The 18,860-nt window shown below is 62.0% G+C and carries 18 protein-coding genes and 1 riboswitch; of the genes, 5 read left to right on the top strand and 13 right to left on the bottom strand.

Annotated elements, in window-relative coordinates:
- The first annotated feature begins 27 nt into the window (after window positions 1-27).
- Window positions 28-1,158, top strand: coding sequence for a cobalt-precorrin-5B (C(1))-methyltransferase (locus O3S81_RS23705; RefSeq protein WP_269347166.1), 1,131 nt, complete (start codon window positions 28-30; stop codon window positions 1,156-1,158).
- On the opposite strand, the gene cobM is transcribed toward O3S81_RS23705, so the two are convergent.
- The 3 genes from cobM to cbiE are packed head-to-tail and all read right to left on the bottom strand — an operon-like array spanning window position 1,113 to window position 3,555.
- Window positions 1,113-1,886, bottom strand: coding sequence for a precorrin-4 C(11)-methyltransferase (gene cobM / locus O3S81_RS23700; RefSeq protein WP_269347165.1), 774 nt, complete (start codon window positions 1,884-1,886; stop codon window positions 1,113-1,115). The two genes, O3S81_RS23705 and cobM, sit on opposite strands and share 46 nt — an antisense overlap.
- Window positions 1,883-2,302 carry a cobalamin biosynthesis protein gene (locus O3S81_RS23695; protein ID WP_269347248.1) on the bottom strand — a complete coding sequence of 140 codons (420 nt, stop codon included), beginning with the start codon at window positions 2,300-2,302 and terminating at the stop codon, window positions 1,883-1,885. Before O3S81_RS23695 ends, cobM begins: the two co-directional genes overlap by 4 nt.
- Window positions 2,296-3,555 (bottom strand): precorrin-6y C5,15-methyltransferase (decarboxylating) subunit CbiE, encoded by a 1,260-nt coding sequence (gene cbiE, locus O3S81_RS23690; protein ID WP_269347164.1) that lies wholly within the window; start codon window positions 3,553-3,555, stop codon window positions 2,296-2,298. Before cbiE ends, O3S81_RS23695 begins: the two co-directional genes overlap by 7 nt.
- Between cbiE and O3S81_RS23685 the strand changes: the two genes are divergently transcribed.
- Complete coding sequence (locus O3S81_RS23685; RefSeq protein WP_269347163.1) at window positions 3,554-4,336, top strand: cobalt-precorrin-6A reductase; 783 nt, start codon at window positions 3,554-3,556, stop codon at window positions 4,334-4,336. The genes cbiE and O3S81_RS23685 overlap by 2 nt on opposite strands.
- Here the strand turns inward: O3S81_RS23685 and O3S81_RS23680 are convergent.
- The 7 genes from O3S81_RS23680 to O3S81_RS23650 form a co-directional block, all read right to left on the bottom strand.
- The gene (locus O3S81_RS23680) at window positions 4,303-5,064 is read right to left on the bottom strand and encodes a precorrin-3B C(17)-methyltransferase (protein ID WP_269347161.1); all 762 of its coding nucleotides are present in this window, start codon (window positions 5,062-5,064) and stop codon (window positions 4,303-4,305) included. The two genes, O3S81_RS23685 and O3S81_RS23680, sit on opposite strands and share 34 nt — an antisense overlap.
- Window positions 5,061-5,828 (bottom strand): precorrin-2 C(20)-methyltransferase, encoded by a 768-nt coding sequence (locus O3S81_RS23675; RefSeq protein ID WP_269347159.1) that lies wholly within the window; start codon window positions 5,826-5,828, stop codon window positions 5,061-5,063. The genes O3S81_RS23680 and O3S81_RS23675 overlap by 4 nt, the downstream gene beginning before the upstream one ends.
- The gene (locus tag O3S81_RS23670) at window positions 5,825-6,457 is read right to left on the bottom strand and encodes a precorrin-8X methylmutase (protein WP_269347158.1); all 633 of its coding nucleotides are present in this window, start codon (window positions 6,455-6,457) and stop codon (window positions 5,825-5,827) included. Before O3S81_RS23670 ends, O3S81_RS23675 begins: the two co-directional genes overlap by 4 nt.
- The gene (cobG, locus tag O3S81_RS23665; RefSeq protein ID WP_269347157.1) at window positions 6,454-7,809 is read right to left on the bottom strand and encodes a precorrin-3B synthase; all 1,356 of its coding nucleotides are present in this window, start codon (window positions 7,807-7,809) and stop codon (window positions 6,454-6,456) included. Before cobG ends, O3S81_RS23670 begins: the two co-directional genes overlap by 4 nt.
- Complete coding sequence (gene cobN / locus O3S81_RS23660; RefSeq protein ID WP_269347156.1) at window positions 7,809-11,159, bottom strand: cobaltochelatase subunit CobN; 3,351 nt, start codon at window positions 11,157-11,159, stop codon at window positions 7,809-7,811. The genes cobG and cobN overlap by 1 nt, the downstream gene beginning before the upstream one ends.
- Window positions 11,160-11,223: 64 nt before the next feature.
- Window positions 11,224-12,261 carry a cobalamin biosynthesis protein CobW gene (gene cobW, locus O3S81_RS23655; protein WP_269347155.1) on the bottom strand — a complete coding sequence of 346 codons (1,038 nt, stop codon included), beginning with the start codon at window positions 12,259-12,261 and terminating at the stop codon, window positions 11,224-11,226.
- Window positions 12,258-12,644 (bottom strand): DUF1636 family protein, encoded by a 387-nt coding sequence (locus tag O3S81_RS23650; RefSeq protein ID WP_269347154.1) that lies wholly within the window; start codon window positions 12,642-12,644, stop codon window positions 12,258-12,260. The genes cobW and O3S81_RS23650 overlap by 4 nt, the downstream gene beginning before the upstream one ends.
- Before the next feature lie 159 nt (window positions 12,645-12,803).
- Window positions 12,804-13,022, bottom strand: a riboswitch (cobalamin riboswitch).
- A 135-nt stretch (window positions 13,023-13,157) separates the two neighbouring features.
- Here O3S81_RS23650 and cobO point away from each other — a divergent pair.
- Together cobO and O3S81_RS23640 are read left to right on the top strand one after the other, a co-directional pair.
- On the top strand, window positions 13,158-13,775 hold the full coding sequence (cobO, locus tag O3S81_RS23645) for a cob(I)yrinic acid a,c-diamide adenosyltransferase (protein ID WP_269347152.1): 618 nt from the start codon (window positions 13,158-13,160) through the stop codon (window positions 13,773-13,775).
- Between the two features lies 1 nt (window position 13,776).
- Window positions 13,777-15,234, top strand: coding sequence for a cobyric acid synthase (locus O3S81_RS23640; RefSeq protein ID WP_269347151.1), 1,458 nt, complete (start codon window positions 13,777-13,779; stop codon window positions 15,232-15,234).
- Here O3S81_RS23640 and cbiB read toward each other — a convergent pair.
- Window positions 15,221-16,186: an adenosylcobinamide-phosphate synthase CbiB gene (gene cbiB / locus O3S81_RS23635; RefSeq protein ID WP_269347150.1), complete on the bottom strand. Its 966-nt coding sequence runs from the start codon at window positions 16,184-16,186 to the stop codon at window positions 15,221-15,223. The two genes, O3S81_RS23640 and cbiB, sit on opposite strands and share 14 nt — an antisense overlap.
- Here cbiB and cobD point away from each other — a divergent pair.
- Window positions 16,185-17,231 (top strand): threonine-phosphate decarboxylase CobD, encoded by a 1,047-nt coding sequence (gene cobD / locus O3S81_RS23630; protein ID WP_269347148.1) that lies wholly within the window; start codon window positions 16,185-16,187, stop codon window positions 17,229-17,231. The two genes, cbiB and cobD, sit on opposite strands and share 2 nt — an antisense overlap.
- On the opposite strand, the gene O3S81_RS23625 is transcribed toward cobD, so the two are convergent.
- The gene (locus O3S81_RS23625) at window positions 17,213-18,490 is read right to left on the bottom strand and encodes an L-fuconate dehydratase (RefSeq protein ID WP_269347146.1); all 1,278 of its coding nucleotides are present in this window, start codon (window positions 18,488-18,490) and stop codon (window positions 17,213-17,215) included. The genes cobD and O3S81_RS23625 overlap by 19 nt on opposite strands.
- Window positions 18,491-18,526: 36 nt before the next feature.
- Window positions 18,527-18,856: an L-rhamnose mutarotase gene (locus O3S81_RS23620; protein ID WP_010972585.1), complete on the bottom strand. Its 330-nt coding sequence runs from the start codon at window positions 18,854-18,856 to the stop codon at window positions 18,527-18,529.
- Between the last annotated feature and the right edge of the window lie 4 nt (window positions 18,857-18,860).

Below are 18,860 nucleotides of genomic sequence, written 5' to 3'. Positions count from 1 at the left end.
AAAGCCGTCCCGGCTATAGGAATTCATATGGAAACGGATGGAAAGACCCTTCGCCGCGGCTGGACCACGGGCACCTGCGCGGCAGCCGCCACGAAGGCGGCCTGCGTCGCCCTTCTGACCGGCGAGTTTCCTTACCCTGTCGAAGTGGAACTTCCAAGCGGCGCGAGGCCGGCATTTTCCCTCGCCACCGAGGAAAAAGGTGAAAACTTCGCGCGCGCCGGTGTCGTCAAGGATGCTGGCGACGACCCCGACGTCACCCATGGCGCGCTGATCGAAAGCACGGTCAGACGGGGCGAACCGGGAACCGGTATCACTTTCAGGGCCGGCAAGGGCGTCGGCACGATCACGAGGCCTGGCCTGCCGCTGCCACCGGGAGAACCCGCGATAAACCCTGTTCCGCGCAGGATGATCGAGACCGCCATTCGCGAAGTGGCTGGCGAGGATGCCGATTTCGAGGTCGAGATTTCCGTTCGCGACGGCGAGAAGCTGGCGGAAAAAACCCTGAATGGCAGGCTCGGCATCCTCGGCGGCATTTCCATCCTCGGCACCACCGGCGTTGTCATTCCCTTTTCCTGCTCGGCCTGGATTCACTCCATCTGGCGCGGCATCGATGTGGCCCGCGCGACTGGCTGCACCCATGTGCTCGGCGCCACCGGCAATACATCCGAAAAGGCCGGGCAGGTGCTTTACGGCCTGCCGGAAACCGCTCTGATCGACATGGGCGATTTCATCGGCGGCATGCTGAAATATCTGCGCAGCCACCCGGTCGAGCGGGTAACGATCGCCGGTGGCGTCGCCAAGATGACCAAACTCGCCCAGGGCATGCTCGACGTGCATTCCAAAAAGGGCCTTGCCGACCTCGAAGCATTGGCGGCATTGGCCACGGAGGCGGGAGGGGATGACAATCTCGCCATTGCCATCCGTCAAGCCAACATGGTCGCGCACGCCTTTCAGCTCGCCGAAAGCGCGGGGATAGACCTCGGCGCGATCGTTGCGGAAAAAGCCTGGGTGACCGCCGCGGCGGCACTGAAGACGCCGGCGATCGCGCTCGATATTCTGGTGTTTGATCGTCAGGGTGTCCTCAAGGGGCGCACCGCCTCCACACCGTCGCATCAGCCCGCAGCATCCTCCTTCGGGGATCTGAACCGGCGTACATAGTCGGTACTATAAAGCGCACTTTCGCGGAAATCCGTCGAGGCCAGACCACGCCCGACGAAGATCAGCGCCGTGCGCTCCACCGGCTCGGCCACAAGCTTGCCCTCGATATCGAAAAGCGTGCCACGAATGACCCGTTCATCCGGCCAGGAGGCGCGCACGACAATGGCGACCGGGCAATCGGAGCCATAAAGCGGCGTCAGCTCCTCCACCACCTTGCCGATGGCATGGATGGCGAGATGGATGGCGAGTGTTGCGCCTGTCGCGCCGAAAGCCTTCAGCGTCTCACCCTCGGGCATTTTTGAAGCGCGGCCGGAAATACGGGTCAGCACCAGGCTCTGGGCCACTTCCGGCACCGTCAGCTCCCGCTGCAGGGTGGCAGCGGCGGCGGCGAAGGAGGGCACACCGGGGGTTACGGTATAAGCGAGACCCAGGCGCTCCAGCCGGCGGATCTGCTCACCCATGGCGCTCCAGACCGAAAGATCGCCGGAATGCAACCGCGCCACATCCTTGCCGGCCTTGGCGGCCGCCACGAACTCCGCCTCGATCTCGTCGAGCGAAAGTGCTGCCGTATCGACAATGCGCGCGCCCGGCGGGCAATAATCGATCAAGGCCTTCGGAACCAGCGAACCGGCGTAAAGGCAGACCGGGCAGGCCGCGATAAGATCGCGCCCGCGCACCGTGATGAGATCGGCAGCACCCGGACCGGCGCCGATGAAATGAACCGTCATTCTTGTTCTCCGTATTCGATGGCGCTGCAGCTACCACGCGGCGCGGCGATCGTCGTTGCGATAGCCACAGTTACCTCACCAACCACAAGGCGTGGCGCAACCAGCCTTGCACTTGCCCCAGCCGCCGCAAGCGCCGCTGCTTCGCTGACGCTTGGCGAACCAGCGTGATCGAGGCTGGCCTGTGAAAATGTCATTGTCTCGGCGGCAACCGCTTCGAGCCGTTCCTGCGCTACGATTTCAAGCGGCAGAGACAGACCCTTCGCCGCCGCCACAAGACCGGCCTCCTCGGCCTTGAGCGGCGCAGTCGCCAGATGGTCGACCGTCATGCCAAAGGCACGCTCAGCAGCCCGCACAGCCGCGATAATCGCATCCGAGGCGGCACCTTTGCGGCAGCCTATACCGGCCACGGTCACCATGGCTTGACCCAGTTCCATTGTGTTACCGGCATGGCCGGACGCCAGCCGGACATGGAACCGACAGCAGCAGCCCGCGAGACTTCCAGCCGGATCATCGAACCGCCGAATTTCGCATGGGTAGCCAGTAACACCGCCTCCATTTCCAGCGTCACCGCATTGGCCACCAGCCGCCCGCCCGGTTTCAGGGCGTCCATGGCGGCGTCCAGCACGCCCGTCTCACTGCCACCGCCCCCGATAAAAATCGCATCCGGCGGAGACAAGCCTTCAAAAGCCGCCGGTGCCCTGCCGATCATGACCTCGAGCCCTGGGACACCGAAAGCATCGGCATTGCGGGCGATCCGCTCTGCCCTTTCCGGATGCTGCTCGATGGCGATGGCGCGCAGCGAAGGGTGCGATAACATCCATTCGATGCCAATCGAGCCGGAGCCCGCACCAATATCCCACAGCAGCTCTCCCCGGCGGGGGGCGAGTGAGGAGAGCGTGACGGCGCGGATTTCACGCTTGGTGATCTGCCCGTCATGTTCGAACAGGCCGTCATCAAGCCCATGAGTAAACGGCAGGACACGTGCGCCCTCATCCGCCACGACTTCGATCGCCACGACGTTCAGCGGATCAATATCTTTAAAGCCAAAATCAGCTGCCCGGACCTGCCGCCGCTCTTCCCGGTCGCCCCCCAATGCTTCAAGCAGGACGAATTCCGAACGGCCGAAGCCGGACTCGGACAGCAGCCGCGCAATCAAGGCCGGGTCGCGCTCATCGGAGGTCAGCGCGATGATCCGCGCGCCATGATGCAGATGTGGCCGCAACAGATCGATGGGGCGACCATGCAGCGAAACGCATTCAGCCGATTGCAGGGCCCAGCCGAGCCGAGCCGCGGCCAGCGAAAAGGCGGAAGGCGAGGGATAACAGACCGTTTCCTCCGCAAGAATCCGCCGCAGAAGCGTGACCCCGACGCCATAAAAGAACGGATCGCCCGAGGCCAGCACACACACCCGGCGGCCGCGCAACGCGAGAACATCGCTCATTTCCACATCGAACGGCACCGGCCAGGCGCGGGCTTCGCCGCGAATGGCCGGTGCCGCCAGTTCCAGATGGCGTTTGCCGCCGAAAACCACCTCGGCCGCCTCTATGGCGCGGAGCGCGTTTTCACCCAGCCCCTTAAGCCCATCCTCGCCGATACCGACGACGGAAAGCCACGGCTTTTCGTTCTTTTCAGTGGAAGCCTTTGCCGTTCCGGAATATTCAGACGTCATGACACGCTCCATACTCATCCTCGGCGGCACGGCGGATGCCCGCATTCTGGCCGGCCAGCTGGCCGAGGACTCCGGCTACCGAATTCTGCTGTCCATGGCCGGGCGCACGCTCTCGCCGGTGGAACAGCCCGTGCCGATGCGCAGCGGCGGATTTGGCGGCGCGACGGGGCTGGCGAATTTCATCCGCACAGAGGGTTTCGATATTCTGGTGGATGCCACTCATCCCTATGCGGCCAGAATTTCCGCCAATGCCGTCGAGGCGGCAAGGCTTGCTGACATTCCACTGATCGTTCTTTCGCGTCCCGTCTGGCCGCGTCTGCCGGGTGATACATGGCAGAGCGTCCATACCATCGGTCAGGCCGTTGCCGCGCTCGGCAGCGAAGGCAGACGCGTGTTTCTGGCCCTCGGACGGCAGGAGCTTCTTCCTTTCGAAGCCGCGCCCCAGCATAGCTACCTCATCCGCAGCGTCGACCCGGTCGAACCGCCGCTGAAGGCGCCGGATGCGCGTTACATCACTGCCCGCGGTCCTTTCCTGACGGAAGATGAAATCGGCATGCTGGAGGAAAACCACATCGAGGTGGTGATATCGAAAAACTCGGGCGGCAGCGCCAGTTACGGCAAGATCGAAGCGGCAAGACGGCTTGGCCTGCCGGTCATCATGATCGAACGGCCGCAACAGTTGAACGATACGCCCGCGAATAATGTGACCGTGCCGGATATCGCCAGTGCGCTCACCGCCATACGCCATCAGCTTTCCCTTTTCGAAAACCGTGGAGAATAAACGATCGGTTCCTTGCCGGAACGCGCGATCAGGCGGGTCTCCACCGAACCGACAATGATGCAGGTGGCCATGTCGGCCATGTCGCTCGACGCCTCCGAGAGCGGCACGACCCGAATGCGCTCGTCCGCCCGGCCTGCGGCGCGACCGAAGATCACCGGCACCGGGCCGGGCAAATGTTTGCGCAACAGATCAAAGGCAGTACCAAGCTGGTGCGGCCGCGCCTTGCTGACGGGATTGTAGAAGGCCATCACGAATCCGGCTTCGGCCGCCGCAATCAGCCGTTTTTCGATGATGCCCCAGGGCTTGAGATTGTCCGAAAGCGAAATAGCACAGAAATCATGGCCGAGCGGCGCACCGGCTTTAGCGGCTACGGCCAGCATGGCGGTCACACCCGGCACGACGGAAAAATCAATGTCGCGCCATTCGGAAGGCCCGTTTTCAATCGCCTCGCAGATGGCTGCCGCCATGGCGAAAACACCGGGATCGCCGCCAGAAACCACGCAGACCTTGCCACCTTCGGCCGCAAGCGTGAGTGCCTGTTCGGCACGGGAGATTTCCTCACGATTGTCAGAAGCGTGGCGCCGCTGGTGAGCGCCAAGCGACAGACGATCGAGATAGGGAATATAGCCGAAAAAGTCTTCCGAAGCCTCAACGGCAGCGAGTGCCTCAGGCGTCACCTGATCCAGATTGCCGGGACCAAGCCCGACAACGACGAGTTTGCCGGTCATGGCGCTTCGCCCCCGGAAGGTCTGGTTTTCCAGCCCGGCACCAGAACCAGCGAAAAATAGGGCGCGGGCGAGGCATCACGTTCAATGAGCCGCACGGCATGACTGTTTGCCATGGTGCCGCGCTCGACATAAAGCGCCTCTTCGAGCTTGCCGGCCACTTCCAGCGCACGGCGGATTTTTGGCAGATTGCGGCCGACCTTCATGATCACGGCACCGTCCGTGCCGGAAAGCCGCTCCGCGAGCACATCTTCTGCCAGCGTGCCGGGAAGCACGCTCAGAATATCATCGCCCTGCACCAGCGGCAGGCCGGCCATAGACCAGCAGCCGGACATGGCTGTGATGCCGGCGACGACTTCCGCCTCATAGGACGGCGCAAGCCTCAGATGGAGGTGCATATAGGAGCCGTAAAACAGCGGATCACCTTCAGACAGTACGGCCACAGTGCGTCCGGCATCGAGATGCACGGCAATGTCCTTCGCCGACTGATCAAAGAACGCGGCAATCGCACCGCGATAATCCTCGCCGTTCTTGTCGCTTTCGACGGTGACGGGATAGACCAGCGGCATTTCCAGCGTGCCGGGACGAATAAAGGCTTCGACAATGCCACGGCCATTGCCGGTGCTGCCCTTCTTGCAGAAAAAGGCGAGAACATCGGCATTTTCGATGGCGCGCACGGCTTTCAGCGTCAGAAGTTCCGGATCACCGGGACCGGTGCCAACGCCGACGAGTTTACCCTTGGCCTGTTCAAAAAGAGCAGCACTCACAGGCCAGCCCTCGCAACCGCGTTGATGGCCGCTGCCGTCATGGCCGAGCCACCCAAACGTCCCTTGACGATGGCATAGGGAATGCCGAGCGCACTCGCCTCCAGCGCATCCTTCGATTCCGCCGCACCGACAAAACCGACCGGCATGCCGATGATGGCGGCCGGGCGTGGGGCGCCTTTTTCCAGCATTTCCAGCAGATAAAACAGCGCCGTCGGCGCGTTGCCGATAGCGACCAGCGCACCTTCCAGATGATCCGCCCAGAGATCGAGCGCGGCAGCGGATCGGGTGTTGCCAATGTTTTTCGCAAGTTCCGGCGTGCGTGGATCGCGAAGCGTGCAGATGACAGCGTTATCAGCCGGAAGCCTTGCGTGCGTCACGCCATGGGCAACCATTTGGGCATCACACAGAACGGGTTTGCCGGCGAGCAAGGCGCCGCGCGCCGCCGAAACGAAATCCGGCGAGAAGCGGAAATGGCCTGCCGCCTCTACCTGCCCGCAGGCATGGATCATGCGAATGGCGATATCCGCCTGCTCTGCGGTAAAGGCGGATAAATCCGCTTCTTCGCGAATAATGGCGAAAGAGCGCTCATAGATCGCATTGCCATCGCGAATATAATCATAGTCGGTCATTGGTTATCCTGTCGAAGCGCCGCACCGATTTCCTCCCGGCCCAGACGGGCAAGAAGGTCGGCGGCGTTTTCACCGGGCTTATGTTCTTTTTCGTAGAGACGGGCAAGCCGCGAAAGCGCAGCCTTCTGTTGCTCAAAGGGCAAAATCCCGACTGGCGGGTCACCGGCGCGACCGGAAATAGAGAATGCCAGGCCATCCGAAGTGCCCGAGAGAGTCAAAAACGAGGGGGCGGGATGCGCACAGCCCTTGCCGCAGCCGGAAATATGCAGCGTGAAGGAACCATCGAGCAACGTGGCACATTCTTCGGCAGCAAAAGCCGCCAGTTCGTGTGTGAGAAGAAAAGCCGAGGCACAGCCCGGCGCGCCGGGACAGACCGCGATGGAGGACCGCGCATCACCAGCAGTCGCGACGAAGCCGGATGCCCCCGCGGTCTTAAGCAAAGCCTCACAGGCCGACGACGACCCAAAAAATAGCAGGCTATGGTTTGGTGATGGCCGCAGGGCCTTGATACCAAGCGTATCGGCCCGCTTACAGAGATGCGCCAAGTCGGCACCTCGAACCTGTCCGAAAGCAGGCGCGATACCAACGGCGAAGCGGCCCTCTTCCGTCTTCATCATGCCCAAGGGTGAAAAAGGTGTCTGGGCTTTGCCCTCACTTACCCGATCCAGCAGGCGCTCACCGCAAACCGCCTTCACGGTCTGCTGATCCAGATCGCGACCACGGGCAAGAGATCCCTTTTCAGCCAGAAAAACAAGAAGCGACAGGACCACACCGGCCGCCGCAACCGGCTCAACCAATCCCGCATTTAACGCCTTGCTTTCCGGCCCGCCAACAAGCAATTGCCAGAAGGTTCTACCTTCCAGCCGGATCGCTTTCAAACGAATATCGGCCAGCAAGTCGCCCATGGAGAGGTGTCCGCCACCATCAATGACGACAGAGGTTTTGGCCGCGAGTTTGTCATGCAGCGCCAGGGCGTCAGCCCCTTTTCGAATCTCCTCGGCGATAAAACGACCATCCGCGATTTCCGCATCATCCCGGCCGACAAGGGGTGAAGTTTCGACCGCAAGCCCTTCGCGTAGCGGCAGATCAAGCGCCAGAACATCTTTTTCCAGAGCGCAGGCGCTTTGCGGCGTCAGGCCACGAAATTGAAGGCTGCCGCGCGCGGTAATGTCGATCAACCCATTGCCATGGCGCTCGGCGAGACCACAAAGCGTCACCATCGCACGGGGCGAGATATCCGCCTCGAACGCGACCCGCGACAAAAAACCGTCGCCGGTCTGCATGGGGGCGGACAAGGCCGGACAAAGGCCACGGCGGCCAAACGGCTGAACGGGATCGGCAGCGGCCACCATCATGCACCCACCCTTTCGGATCGGGGCAGGATCAGCATTTCAAGCTCCGCATCCACCGCATTACGGCGGCTGTGCCAGAGGCCGCGGCGGCGAGCGGATAAAAAGCGCATGGCCATCACCTCGGCTGCCTTCGGATTTTCCCGCAGGATAAAATCGCGCACTTCCTCATTGCCGAAATAGGCATCGTAAAGCGCCTCGATCAGCGAGGAGGACACCGCATGGGTCGTTTCGGCAAACCCAACCAGCCGGTCCACCGTTTCTGCAAATTCCGCCGCCCCGCGTGGGCCGTGCCGCATCTGGCCGGCAATGAAACGCGGATTGACGGCACGTGCGCGCACCACCCGCGTCAGCGCCTGCGTCATCGACCTTGCACGCGGGCGTGCCGGATCGGTCGTATCCAGCGCAACGATATCGGCGACGCCGCCAAGTGCTGCCTTCGCAGCGGAAAAACCGCCGATGAAGGCGACATCGGAAGAACCGTCGAGAAGATCACGACCGGGATCGTCGCCGGTATGAACCAGAAGATCGGCCCGACGCACCAGTTCCGTAAAGCCGGCGTCCTTGAAGATCTCAAGCCCATCGGCGCCGCCAAAGGCATGGTTCGCCGCATCGAGATACGCCTGCCCCAGCTCCTCGCGTTCATCCCACGCACCACTGGCAAGCTTTTCCTCGATACCGGCGCCATAGGTGCCCGGCGCAGAACCGAAGATGCGGGCAGGGATATGCCCAAGCGCTGCCGCCTCTTCCGCCAGCGGATTGTCGCCCGGCGCTTCATCCCGCCGTGCAACCGCCTTAGCGGCAGCATCGAGAAGCGCAATCAGCGCCGGGAACATGTCGCGGAACAGGCCGGAAATGCGAAACGTCACATCGACCCTCGGCCGCCCGAGGCTCGCCGGCGGCAGAACCTCGATGCCGGTGACGCGACCGGTAGCAGGATCATGGATCGGCCTCGCCCCCATCAGATGCAGCGCCTGCGCCACATCCTCACCGCCATTGCGAAGGCTGGCGCTGCCCCAGAGATCGAACACCAGATGTTTCGGCCAGTCTCCATGGGATTGCAGATGATGCCGAAGCACTTCTTCGCCCGCCATGCGGCCGAGCTCGAACGCGGTTGGCGTCGGCATGGTGCGGGGATCAGCGGCATAAAGGTTGCGGCCGGTGGGCAGGACATCGAGACGCCCTCGCGCCGGCGCGCCGGAAGGGCCGGGGGCGATGCGCCGGCCATCGAGCGCCGCGAGCAGCGCGGACTTCTCGGCCTTGGCGCTCTGAAGCCGGAGAGGATCGGCCTCAGCTTCGGGGGAGCGGCCGAAAACATGCTGGCCGTCCTTGATGGCGAAATCCTTGAGGTCGCAAAGAAAGGCGTCGATGCGCGAGAGGGCCGTATCGGCGTCATCCTTCACGCCCACGCCCGCCTCCGCCGCCAGCCCGGTTTCCAGCGCCTTTTCGACAATCAGCTTCGCCAGCCGGTCGCGACGGCGGCGATCAAGGCCATCCGCCTGCGCATATTCATCGACCAGCTGTTCCAGCGCCGACTGTTCCGGCGAAAGCCCGGCATTGACAAGCACCGGAGGCACATGGCCGATGGTGACGGCGGCGATGCGCCGCTTGGCAACCGCCGCCTCACCGGGATTGGAGACAATGAAAGGATAGACGACCGGCAGCGGGCCGGTGACGATTTCCGGGAAACAATCGCGGGAAAGCGCAACCGTCTTGCCCGGCAACCATTCCAGCGTGCCATGCGCGCCAACATGCACGATGGCATGCGCCGCTGCCACACGCTGCATCCATGCGCCGAAGGCGACCAGCGCGTGGCGTGGCGGCAGGGCGGGGTCGTGATAATCCACCCGCCGATCCTCGTTTCGTCCCCGATCCGGCGCGAGCGCTACGAAGACCTGGCCGAAGCGGGCAACGCGGAAATGGAAAGCGCCATCGGCGAAAGCTTCGTCCTGTTCCGCGGCTCCCCACGTCGCATGCACGGCGGTGGCAGCCGCCGCCGGCAAGGCTGCAAGAAAATCCCGATAGTCGGAAAGATCGACTGTCGCATTCTGGCTCTCGATACGATCGAGCAGCGCCCGCGCTGTTTCGGGAATCTCCTCCACCGCATAACCGGCATCGGCGAGATCGCGCAGCATTTCGAGCACGCTTTGCGGCACATCAAGACCAACAGCATAACCGGTGCGCCCCGGCGCGGCACCGGGATAACCCGGCATCAGGATGATGATGCGGCGATCCCGAGGTGGCGCAGATTTCATTCGCAGAAAGGCCGCGATGCGGTTCGCCACCTGCTCGACACGATCCGCCTCGGGCACATTCAGAAGGCTGACGCCGCCATCCGTCCGTGCCTGTTTGAACGAAATCGTCCCTGCAAGAATCCGTCCGTCCAGTTCGGGCAAGACGACATGCATGGCAAGATCGGACGGATTGAGCCCGCGCGCATTTTCCGCCCAGCCGTCGCGCCGGGTGGTTGCCATCACCACCTGGAAAACGGGAACGCGGAGGCGATCAAACAGTGTCTCGCCTCTATCATTCGTCTGGCTGGCAAAAGCCGTGGCGGCGATGATGGCGGCAGGCTGAAGAGCCGGCAGCACGGTTTCGAGGAAACGGATCGCTTCCCCATCCTTCAACCCGCTGACAAAAATCGGCAGGGGCGCAAACCCACGCACAGAGAGCGCCTGAAACAGCGCATCGACGGGTGCTGCATCTTCCGCCAGAAGCATGGAGCGGTAAAAGAGAATGGGCAGAACAGACGCACCGGCAGGAAACCCGGCACAAGCCTCTTCCTGCCCCACGACACCCAGATCCGGCCGATAAAAGCCGGCTTTCGGCAGGGGTCCGGCCTTTATATCCGGCCATTCCCCGCCACCCGCCAGAACAGCCAGGCCCGCGGCCAGACGGCCCATATTCTCCCCTCCGCCTTCGCGGAAGAAGGAGAGAACGGAGGTCAGCGTCGGCTTGTCGACCGTAGAGGCCGCCTCGAGCTTTTCGTCCCTTTCGCTGCACTCCCCCGGCAAAAGCAGAAGCTTGATGCCCCGCCTGCGCGCCAGAATGGCCAGCTGATCGACCCCATATCGCCAGCGTTCCGCGCCGCCAAGAATCCGGATAAGGATAACACGGGCATGTTCCGCCGTTTTTTCGATCCAGAGATCAACCGACATCGGGTGCCGAAGCTCGGACAGGTTCGCGGCGGAGAGGGAAGGGAGCTTATCTCCCGCCTGCCGCCACGCCCGCTCAAGCCCGGCAAGATCGCTTGCCGAAAAAGACAGCACCACCACATCCGAGCGGGGCTGGTTGAGATCAACCGGCTCGATCAGGTCGTCCAGAGACGAGGATGTGGTGGCGAGAATATGCATCTAAGGCATTTCCAGTAAAAGTACGTCGCGGTTTTGCGTCCGGACAATGCGCAATTGGCTTATGTCAGGCGGCCAGCATCTGTTCGATCTTTTCGCGGTTGATACCCTTTTCACCGATGACGACGAGGCGGCTGCGGCGCTCTTCACCCGCCGCCCAGGGGCGGTCGTAATAGTGGTTGACGCGGCTGCCGACAGCCTGCACCTGCAGACGCATGGGCTTGGCGGCGACTTCGATGAAGCCCTTGATACGCAGCACATTTTCGGCAGCGGCCGTCTCGGCGATACGGGCCGCCAGTGCCTCCGGATCGGTAACGGCCGGCAGGTCGATGACGAAGCTGTCGAAATCATCATGTTCATGGTCGAGTTCGACATCATGATGGGTGCGGCGGTTTTCAATATCCTCCTCCACCGCAAGGCCGAGGCCGATCAGCACCGCCGGATCGATGGCGCCATTCGAAGCGACAACGATCTTCGCCGCCTTCGGCAGATGTTCGAGGATATGCGCCCTGGCCTTGTCGAGGCCGGCATCATCCAGAAGATCGGCCTTGGTGAGCACGATGAGATCGGCGCAGGCGACCTGATCCTCGAAGACCTCTTCGACCGGATCGTCATGATCAAGTGCCTCATCATTGGCGCGCTGGGCAGCAAGCCCTTCCATGTCGTGGGCAACCTGACCTTCGGCCAGCGCCGCACCATCCACCACGGCGACCACGGCATCAACAGTCACGCGGCTCTTGATGGCGGGCCACTGGAAGGCCTGCACCAGGGGCTTCGGCAGGGCAAGACCGGAAGTCTCGATGAGGATATGCTCCACCTTCGGCTGACGGCTGAGGATCTGTTCGATGGCGGGCTGGAAATCATCCGCCACCGTGCAGCAGATGCAGCCATTGGCCAACTCGACGATGTTTTCCTCCGGGCAGCTTTCAATGCCGCAGCCTTTCAGAATTTCGCCGTCGATGCCGATATCGCCAAATTCATTGACGATGATGGCGAGCCGCTTGCCATCCAGCTTTTCGAGAAGGCCGCGCAGCAGCGTGGTTTTTCCGGCCCCCAGAAAGCCGGTGACGATGGTGCAGGGAACGCGGTCCAGAAGGGTGCTCATGATCTCTCCTCGGTAAAATCGAATGGGGGAATGCGCGCCACCATGCCGCGCTTTAAGGGTTCGGGGCGGCCGCGCCAGGGCATCAGGCCATCGGATGCGGCAGAAAGCAGTCGCGCGCCCGTCAGCAGGTCTTCCGCATCACCGGGCGTCAGCCCGCCAAACACATAAGACCAGCCACCGGCGCTGCGCAGCACAGCGCTGAGGCCCCGCTTGCAATTGGCAAGGCAATTGACGGAACGAACGGCAATGCCGGTCTCCTCCGCCTTTGCGATGACGGCATCGGCAAGACGCGAACCGGGGCGCGGTTCGGCAGTGGGATCAGCGTCATCGCGACAGCTGCGGCAAACGAAGACGGTCACGCCGGGCGTCGTTTCGCCCTGCACGTTCGCGTTTGCACATGAAGATGTCGCTGAAATATCCAAACCGTCCCGTTCCCGCGCCAAGTTAAAATTCATCGGGGTGCGGATATCGAAAACGGTGTGCGGACAGGCGCAAACCGGCTGTTCGATCTGACCGACTGACCGGAGCACCCCGCCCGGCAGACGTTTTTTCCTGAAACGGCAGGTCTCCTGGCTTGCGGCTCGATCAACACCCAGACACCGCCTTCCCGAACCGATCACAAAGGTCCAGTGGCTTTACGGTGCGGGCTTACCGCTTACAGTTGCGGGGGCAGCCACGGAATGACCCGTTATCGGGGTGGAACCGTGTTCCCTCTTAGCTTTTCCCGTTGCCGGGAAAAGACCGTCAGTCCCTTACCCTTAGGCTGAACGGGTGTGAGGGTCAATGCCGCACGCCCCTTCCCAGCACATTGCCGGGTGCGGCAAATTGAGTATAGTCGCCGCTCCGAATGGCAGGGGGCATAAGGTCCCGCACCTCTGGATGAGAAGGAAAAGGCGATGACCCGCGACATCAGCGACAGCGAAGCCGAACGCCACCGGCAGAAAATGGTCAACCGCAAGACGGTGCAGGATGCCGAGGTTGCGGAAAAGACAATCGAAAAAGGCCTGCTGATGATCAATACAGGCCCCGGCAAGGGCAAGTCCACGGCCGCTTTCGGCCTCGCATTGCGCATGCTCGGCACCGGGCGGCGGGTGGGCGTCGTGCAATTCATCAAGGGTGCATGGTCGACGGGAGAACAGCAGGCCCTGACACTCTTTGGCGACAAGGTCGTCTGGCGTACCATGGGGGAAGGGTTCACCTGGGACACGCAGGATCTGAAGCGTGATGTAGCGGCAGCAACGAAGGCCTGGGAAGAGGCCAAAACCCTGATGGCCGACGAAACCATCGGCCTGCTGATCCTTGACGAGCTGAACATCGCGCTGCGCTACGATTACCTGCCGCTGGAAGAGGTCGTCGCAACGCTTTCCAACCGCAGGCCCGATCTGCATGTCATCGTCACCGGCCGCAACGCCAAGCAGCCGCTGATCGACGCCGCCGACATGGTGACGGAAATGACGTTGGTGAAACATCATTTCAAGGCGGGCGTGAAGGCTCAGGCCGGGATAGAATTCTGATATGGCAGCCCGAGTGCTGATGTTTCAGGGAACCGGCTCCGATGTCGGCAAATCGCTGATGGTGGCCGGCCTTGCCCGCGCATTCACCCGGCGCGGCCTCTCCGTCATGCCGTTCAAGCCACAGAACATGTCGAACAATGCCGCTGTCACCGCCGATGGCGGCGAGATCGGCCGCGCGCAGGCACTGCAGGCGCGGGCAGCGGGCGTGCCGCTTTCCGTACACATGAACCCGGTGCTCCTGAAGCCGCAGAGCGAAACCGGCGCACAGGTGGTGGTGCAGGGCAAGATCGTCGGTAATGCCAAGGCGGCTGACTATCAGCACATGAAGGCCGGGCTGATGCCGCGCGTGCTGGAAAGCTTCGAGCACCTGAAACAACAGGCCGATCTGGTGCTGGTGGAAGGGGCAGGCAGCGCATCGGAAATCAACCTGCGCGCCAATGACATTGCCAATATGGGTTTTGCCCGGGCAGCCGATGCGCCGGTGATCCTGATCGGCGATATCGATCGTGGCGGCGTCATCGCCAGCCTCGTCGGCACCAGGGCAGTGCTCGACGCCGATGATGCGGCGATGATCGAAGGTTTTATCGTCAACCGCTTTCGCGGCGATCCGGCGCTGTTTTCCGATGGTATGCGGATGATTGCGGAAAAGACCGATTGGGCCTCCATAGGGCTTCTGCCGCATTTTCCCGATGCCGCGAAACTGCCGGCGGAAGATGCGCTGGGGCTTTCCGGCCCGGCCCAACGGAAACCCGGCGCAAAAATCCGTATCGCCGTACCAATCCTGCCGCATATTTCCAATTTCGACGATCTCGATCCCCTCGACATGGAACCGGATGTGGAACTGATCCGCGTGCGGCCGGGTGAGACGATCCCCGCCGATTGCCGGCTTGTTTTGCTGTGCGGCTCGAAATCCACCATTGCCGATCTCGCCGTGCTGCAAGATGCGGGTCTGGACATCGATATAAAAGCGCATTTAAGGCGCGGCGGCTACGTTCTCGGCCTTTGCGGCGGATACCAGATGCTTGGAAAAACCGTTGCCGATCCTGACGGCATCGAAGGGCCGCCGGCGACTGCCGACGGGCTCGGCCTGCTGGATGTCGACACGGTTTTGACGGGTGACAAACGGCTCGTTTCCGTTCAGGGCGCAAGTTTTGATGGTGTTGGTTTATCCGGCTACGAAATGCATGTCGGTGAAACCACGGGAACGGCGGGTAATCTGGCGTTTTCGACGATCGACGGGCATGACGATGGTACCATCTCGCCCGATGGTCGCGTCTTTGGCACCTATATTCACGGCCTTTTCGCGGATGACCGTCAGCGCGGCGCATGGCTGGAGCGTCTCGGCGGGCAAGATACGGATCTGAACTATGACGCGCAGGTGGATGCGGTTCTCGACCGTCTGGCTGCGCATATGGAGCAGCACCTCGATCTCGACAGGCTGCTTGCTATAGCGCGATAAGGATCGCCAGAAGCCCGAACAGGCCGATCAGCAACAGGTCCGCGATCCGCGCCAGCCGCAAGGCCTTGCGAATATCACCGGCAACCAGCGCCGACCTTCCGCCTTCGCCCATGAAACGCGCCTCGATCATTTGTCCGCCATAGGAACGCGGCCCGGCAAGTGCAAAACCGAGGGCGCCGGCCAGCGCCGCCTCCGGCCAGCCGGCATTGGGGGAGCGGTGGTGGCGGGCATCGCGACGGATCGCAACAATGGCCGCTTTTGGCGACGCGCCCTCGACAAAAAATGCGGCGACCACAAAGAGGCTGCCGCTCAGCCTTGAAGCCGGCAGATTGACGAGATCATCCAGCCGGGCCGAGGCCCAGCCAAAGGCCTCATGGCGCGGCGAACGATGGCCGATCATGCTGTCGGCCGTATTGATCGCCTTATAAGCCGCACCGCCCGGCAGGCCCAGAAGTCCGAGCCAGAAGGCAGGGGCGACAATGCCATCGGAGAAATTCTCGGCGAGGCTTTCGATCGCCGCCCGGCAGATCGCCGCCTCATCCAGCTTTTGCGGATCGCGCCCGACGATCATCGACACCGCCTTGCGACCGCCTTCCACGCCCTCGCGCTCCAGAGCCGTGGCGACAGCCTCCACATGCTGTTCCAGACTTTTCTGCGCCGGAAGCGAAGCGCCGAGTATCGCCACGGCCAGCAGACCGAAGGGCAGGACAAGCAGAACCGATTGCGCAAACCACGCAAGGATCACCGTCAGCCCGACAAAAACAACCAGCGCCGCAACACCTGCGGCCTTACGCTGAAAAAATGACGCGCTCTCCCGGTTCCATTTTTTGTCCGTGAGCGCGATAAGCGAACCGATCCAGGTGACGGGGTGGCCGATGCGTTTGAACAGCCAGTCCGGATAGCCGGTCAGGCGTTCGATCACGAGCGACAGGAAAGCGAGAGCAAAGAACATGGGCGAGACAGTACCAGAAAAGCCGCAGGCTGCGATCCGTCACGGCGGCAATCTCGGCAAGGCGCGCCTGATGTTTCCGGAGGCGCCTGAACCGTGGATCGACCTTTCGACCGGGATCAACCCGCACTCCTATCCGCATTCGCCCATTCCTGCCAGCGCATTCGCCCGCCTGCCGGAACCCGGCGCTGCCGAGGAACTGAAACAGCTGGCGGCAGCCCATTTCGGCGCGCCTTCCGCGCAGCACGTTACGCTCTCTCCCGGCACCCAGATGCTGATGCCTCTGCTGGCGCAGATCGCCATCAATCGTGGCGCCCAAAGCGGTGCCGTGCTTTCACCCGCCTATGCGGAACATGCCCGCACCGCCCGCATGGCGGGGCTTACCGTCACCGAGGTGGAAAACATTAACAACCTGTCGGCTTATGGCTATGCGGTGGTGGTCAATCCCAACAATCCCGATGGTCGCATCGCGGACCGCGAAGCTTTACTCGCGCTCGCCGGAGCGATAGGTCGCAAAGGCGGCCTGCTCGTCGTGGATGAAGCCTTCATCGAAACGGGCGGTGCCAAAAGCCTTGCGGATGCGACAAATGGCGACGCGCTGGTGGTCCTGCGATCCTTCGGAAAATTTTACGGCATGGCGGGCGTGCGTTTGGGTTTCGCAATTGCGCATCCCGACATCGCTGCCGAACTGGAAGCAAGGCTTGGCCCCTGGGCGGTTTCCGGCCCAGCGCTATATATTGCGACCGAAGCCCTGGCAGACAGGGAGTGGCAATCATCCATGCGTCTGCGGCTTGCGGAGGAAGCAAGCCGCATAAACGAACTGCTGGAAAAGACAGAGCTGAAAATCGCCGGCGGCACGTTTCTGTTCACGCTGGTGCGGGACGAGCGCGCCAGAGCACTGTTCGACCATCTCGGCCGTCGCGGCATTCTGGTGCGCATCTTTGACGAAAGGCCGAACGACATACGTTTCGGCCTTCCCGGCAGCGAAGCGGAGTGGCAGCGCCTCGAGGAGGCGCTGCAATCTTTCGATCACTCCTCGAAAGTGTAGGTCTCGATCGACTCCGGCTTCATTTCGATGGAGAAGCCCGGCAGTTTCGGCGGCATGTAAGCGGCGTTGCGGATATCGCAGGGCTCGATGAAGTGCTCATGCAGATGGTCGACATATTCGATCACGCGGCCTTCCTTGGTGCCCGACACCACGAGATAGTCGATCATCGAGAGGTGCTGCACATATTCGCAAAGGCCGACGCCACCCGCATGCGGCCAGACCGGCAGATTGTATTTGGCGGCAATCAGCAGAACCGCCAGCACCTCGTTCAGGCCGCCCATACGGCAGCTGTCGATCTGTACGACATCGATCGCGCCTTCGGCGATGAACTGCTTGAACATGATGCGGTTCTGGCACATTTCCCCGGTCGCCACCTTCACCGAACCGATGGCGGCGCGGATCTTGCGATGGCCGGCGACATCATCCGGGCTGGTCGGCTCTTCGATGAAGAAGGGCTTGGCGAAGGCAAGCTTCTTTACCCAGTCGATCGCCTGATCCACTTCCCATACCTGGTTGGCGTCGATCATCAGGTAACGGTCTGGGCCGATCACCTCACGAGCGATGGTGAGACGACGGATATCGTCTTCCAGATCGCGGCCGACCTTCATCTTCACATGGTTGAAACCGGCGTCGATCGCCTCCTGGCAAAGGCGGCGCAGCTTGGCATCGTCATAACCCAGCCAGCCGGCCGACGTCGTATAGCAGGCATAACCTTCGTTCTTCAGCGTCTCGATGCGCTCCTTCTTGCCGGCCTCGGCCTTCCTGAGGATCGCCAGCGCATCGTCGCGGGTCAGTACGTCGGTCAGGTAACGATAATCGACGATATCAGCGATTTCTTCCGGGCTCATATCGGCGACAAGCTGCCACACCGGCTTGCCGGCCTTCTTGGCCAGCAGATCCCACACTGCATTGACGACAGCGCCGGTGGCGAGATGCATCGCGCCCTTGTCCGGGCCGATCCAGCGCAGCTGGCTGTCGCTCGTCAGGTGCCGCCAATATTTGCCGGGATTTTCCGTAACGGTGGTAAGATCGGTGCCGACGACCAGATGGCGCATCGCTTCGATGGCCATGCAGCAAATGTCATTGCCACGGCCGATGGTGAAGGTCAGGCCATGGCCCTTCAGGCCCGGCTCGTCGGTGTCGAGAATGACGTAAGCCGCCGAATAATCCGGGTCGGGGTTCATCGCATCCGAACCATCAAGGCTTTGGGAGGTCGGGAAACGCAGGTCGAAAACACGCAGATCTGTAATTTTGGTCATGGCCGGTTACTCGCGGTCAGTGTCAAAGAAAATCGTTCAATCGAGGTGGAAGGTTTCTTCCATCATCGCCCACCACTCGCCTTCCTTGCGGCTTTCAAGCGGTTGCTGGCAGGGAATGGTGAAAGACCACCACTCCTGGTTCTTCGGGCTTGCGGCTATCTTCGCCATATCGGCGCTGAAATCGCTGCCGTGATATTCCCAATAGCCGAAAAGCAGATTTTCCGGCTCGCGCAGGAAGATCGTGTAGTTGCGAATGTTGCTTTCGCTGATCAATGCCAGAACCTCCGGCCAGACAGCGGCGTGCAGCCTTTTATATTCCGCGATCATCTCAGGCTTGACGCCGATGACCATGCCCATGCGCTGCATGAAA

This window comes from Agrobacterium sp. SOY23, from assembly GCF_027212525.1.
Lineage (GTDB): Bacteria > Pseudomonadota > Alphaproteobacteria > Rhizobiales > Rhizobiaceae > Agrobacterium > Agrobacterium tumefaciens_I.
The sequence above is the reverse complement of the archived record's forward strand: the minus strand, read 5'-3'. Positions and strand labels throughout refer to the sequence as shown.

Excerpts from the sequence above, each read along its gene's own strand:
- O3S81_RS23705 (WP_269347166.1), top strand. The coding sequence starts at position 28 with ATGGAAACGGATGGAAAGACCCTTCGCCGCGGCTGGACCACGGGCACC.
- cobM (WP_269347165.1), bottom strand. The coding sequence starts at position 1,886 with ATGACGGTTCATTTCATCGGCGCCGGTCCGGGTGCTGCCGATCTCATC.
- O3S81_RS23695 (WP_269347248.1), bottom strand. The coding sequence starts at position 2,302 with ATGGTGACCGTGGCCGGTATAGGCTGCCGCAAAGGTGCCGCCTCGGAT.
- O3S81_RS23685 (WP_269347163.1), top strand. The coding sequence starts at position 3,554 with ATGACACGCTCCATACTCATCCTCGGCGGCACGGCGGATGCCCGCATT.
- cbiE (WP_269347164.1), bottom strand. The coding sequence starts at position 3,555 with ATGACGTCTGAATATTCCGGAACGGCAAAGGCTTCCACTGAAAAGAAC.
- O3S81_RS23680 (WP_269347161.1), bottom strand. The coding sequence starts at position 5,064 with ATGACCGGCAAACTCGTCGTTGTCGGGCTTGGTCCCGGCAATCTGGAT.
- O3S81_RS23670 (WP_269347158.1), bottom strand. The coding sequence starts at position 6,457 with ATGACCGACTATGATTATATTCGCGATGGCAATGCGATCTATGAGCGC.
- cobG (WP_269347157.1), bottom strand. The coding sequence starts at position 7,809 with ATGGTGGCCGCTGCCGATCCCGTTCAGCCGTTTGGCCGCCGTGGCCTT.
- cobN (WP_269347156.1), bottom strand. The coding sequence starts at position 11,159 with ATGCATATTCTCGCCACCACATCCTCGTCTCTGGACGACCTGATCGAG.
- cobW (WP_269347155.1), bottom strand. The coding sequence starts at position 12,261 with ATGAGCACCCTTCTGGACCGCGTTCCCTGCACCATCGTCACCGGCTTT.
- cobO (WP_269347152.1), top strand. The coding sequence starts at position 13,158 with ATGACCCGCGACATCAGCGACAGCGAAGCCGAACGCCACCGGCAGAAA.
- O3S81_RS23640 (WP_269347151.1), top strand. The coding sequence starts at position 13,777 with ATGGCAGCCCGAGTGCTGATGTTTCAGGGAACCGGCTCCGATGTCGGC.
- cobD (WP_269347148.1), top strand. The coding sequence starts at position 16,185 with ATGGGCGAGACAGTACCAGAAAAGCCGCAGGCTGCGATCCGTCACGGC.
- cbiB (WP_269347150.1), bottom strand. The coding sequence starts at position 16,186 with ATGTTCTTTGCTCTCGCTTTCCTGTCGCTCGTGATCGAACGCCTGACC.
- O3S81_RS23625 (WP_269347146.1), bottom strand. The coding sequence starts at position 18,490 with ATGACCAAAATTACAGATCTGCGTGTTTTCGACCTGCGTTTCCCGACC.
- O3S81_RS23620 (WP_010972585.1), bottom strand. The coding sequence starts at position 18,856 with ATGCAGCGCATGGGCATGGTCATCGGCGTCAAGCCTGAGATGATCGCG.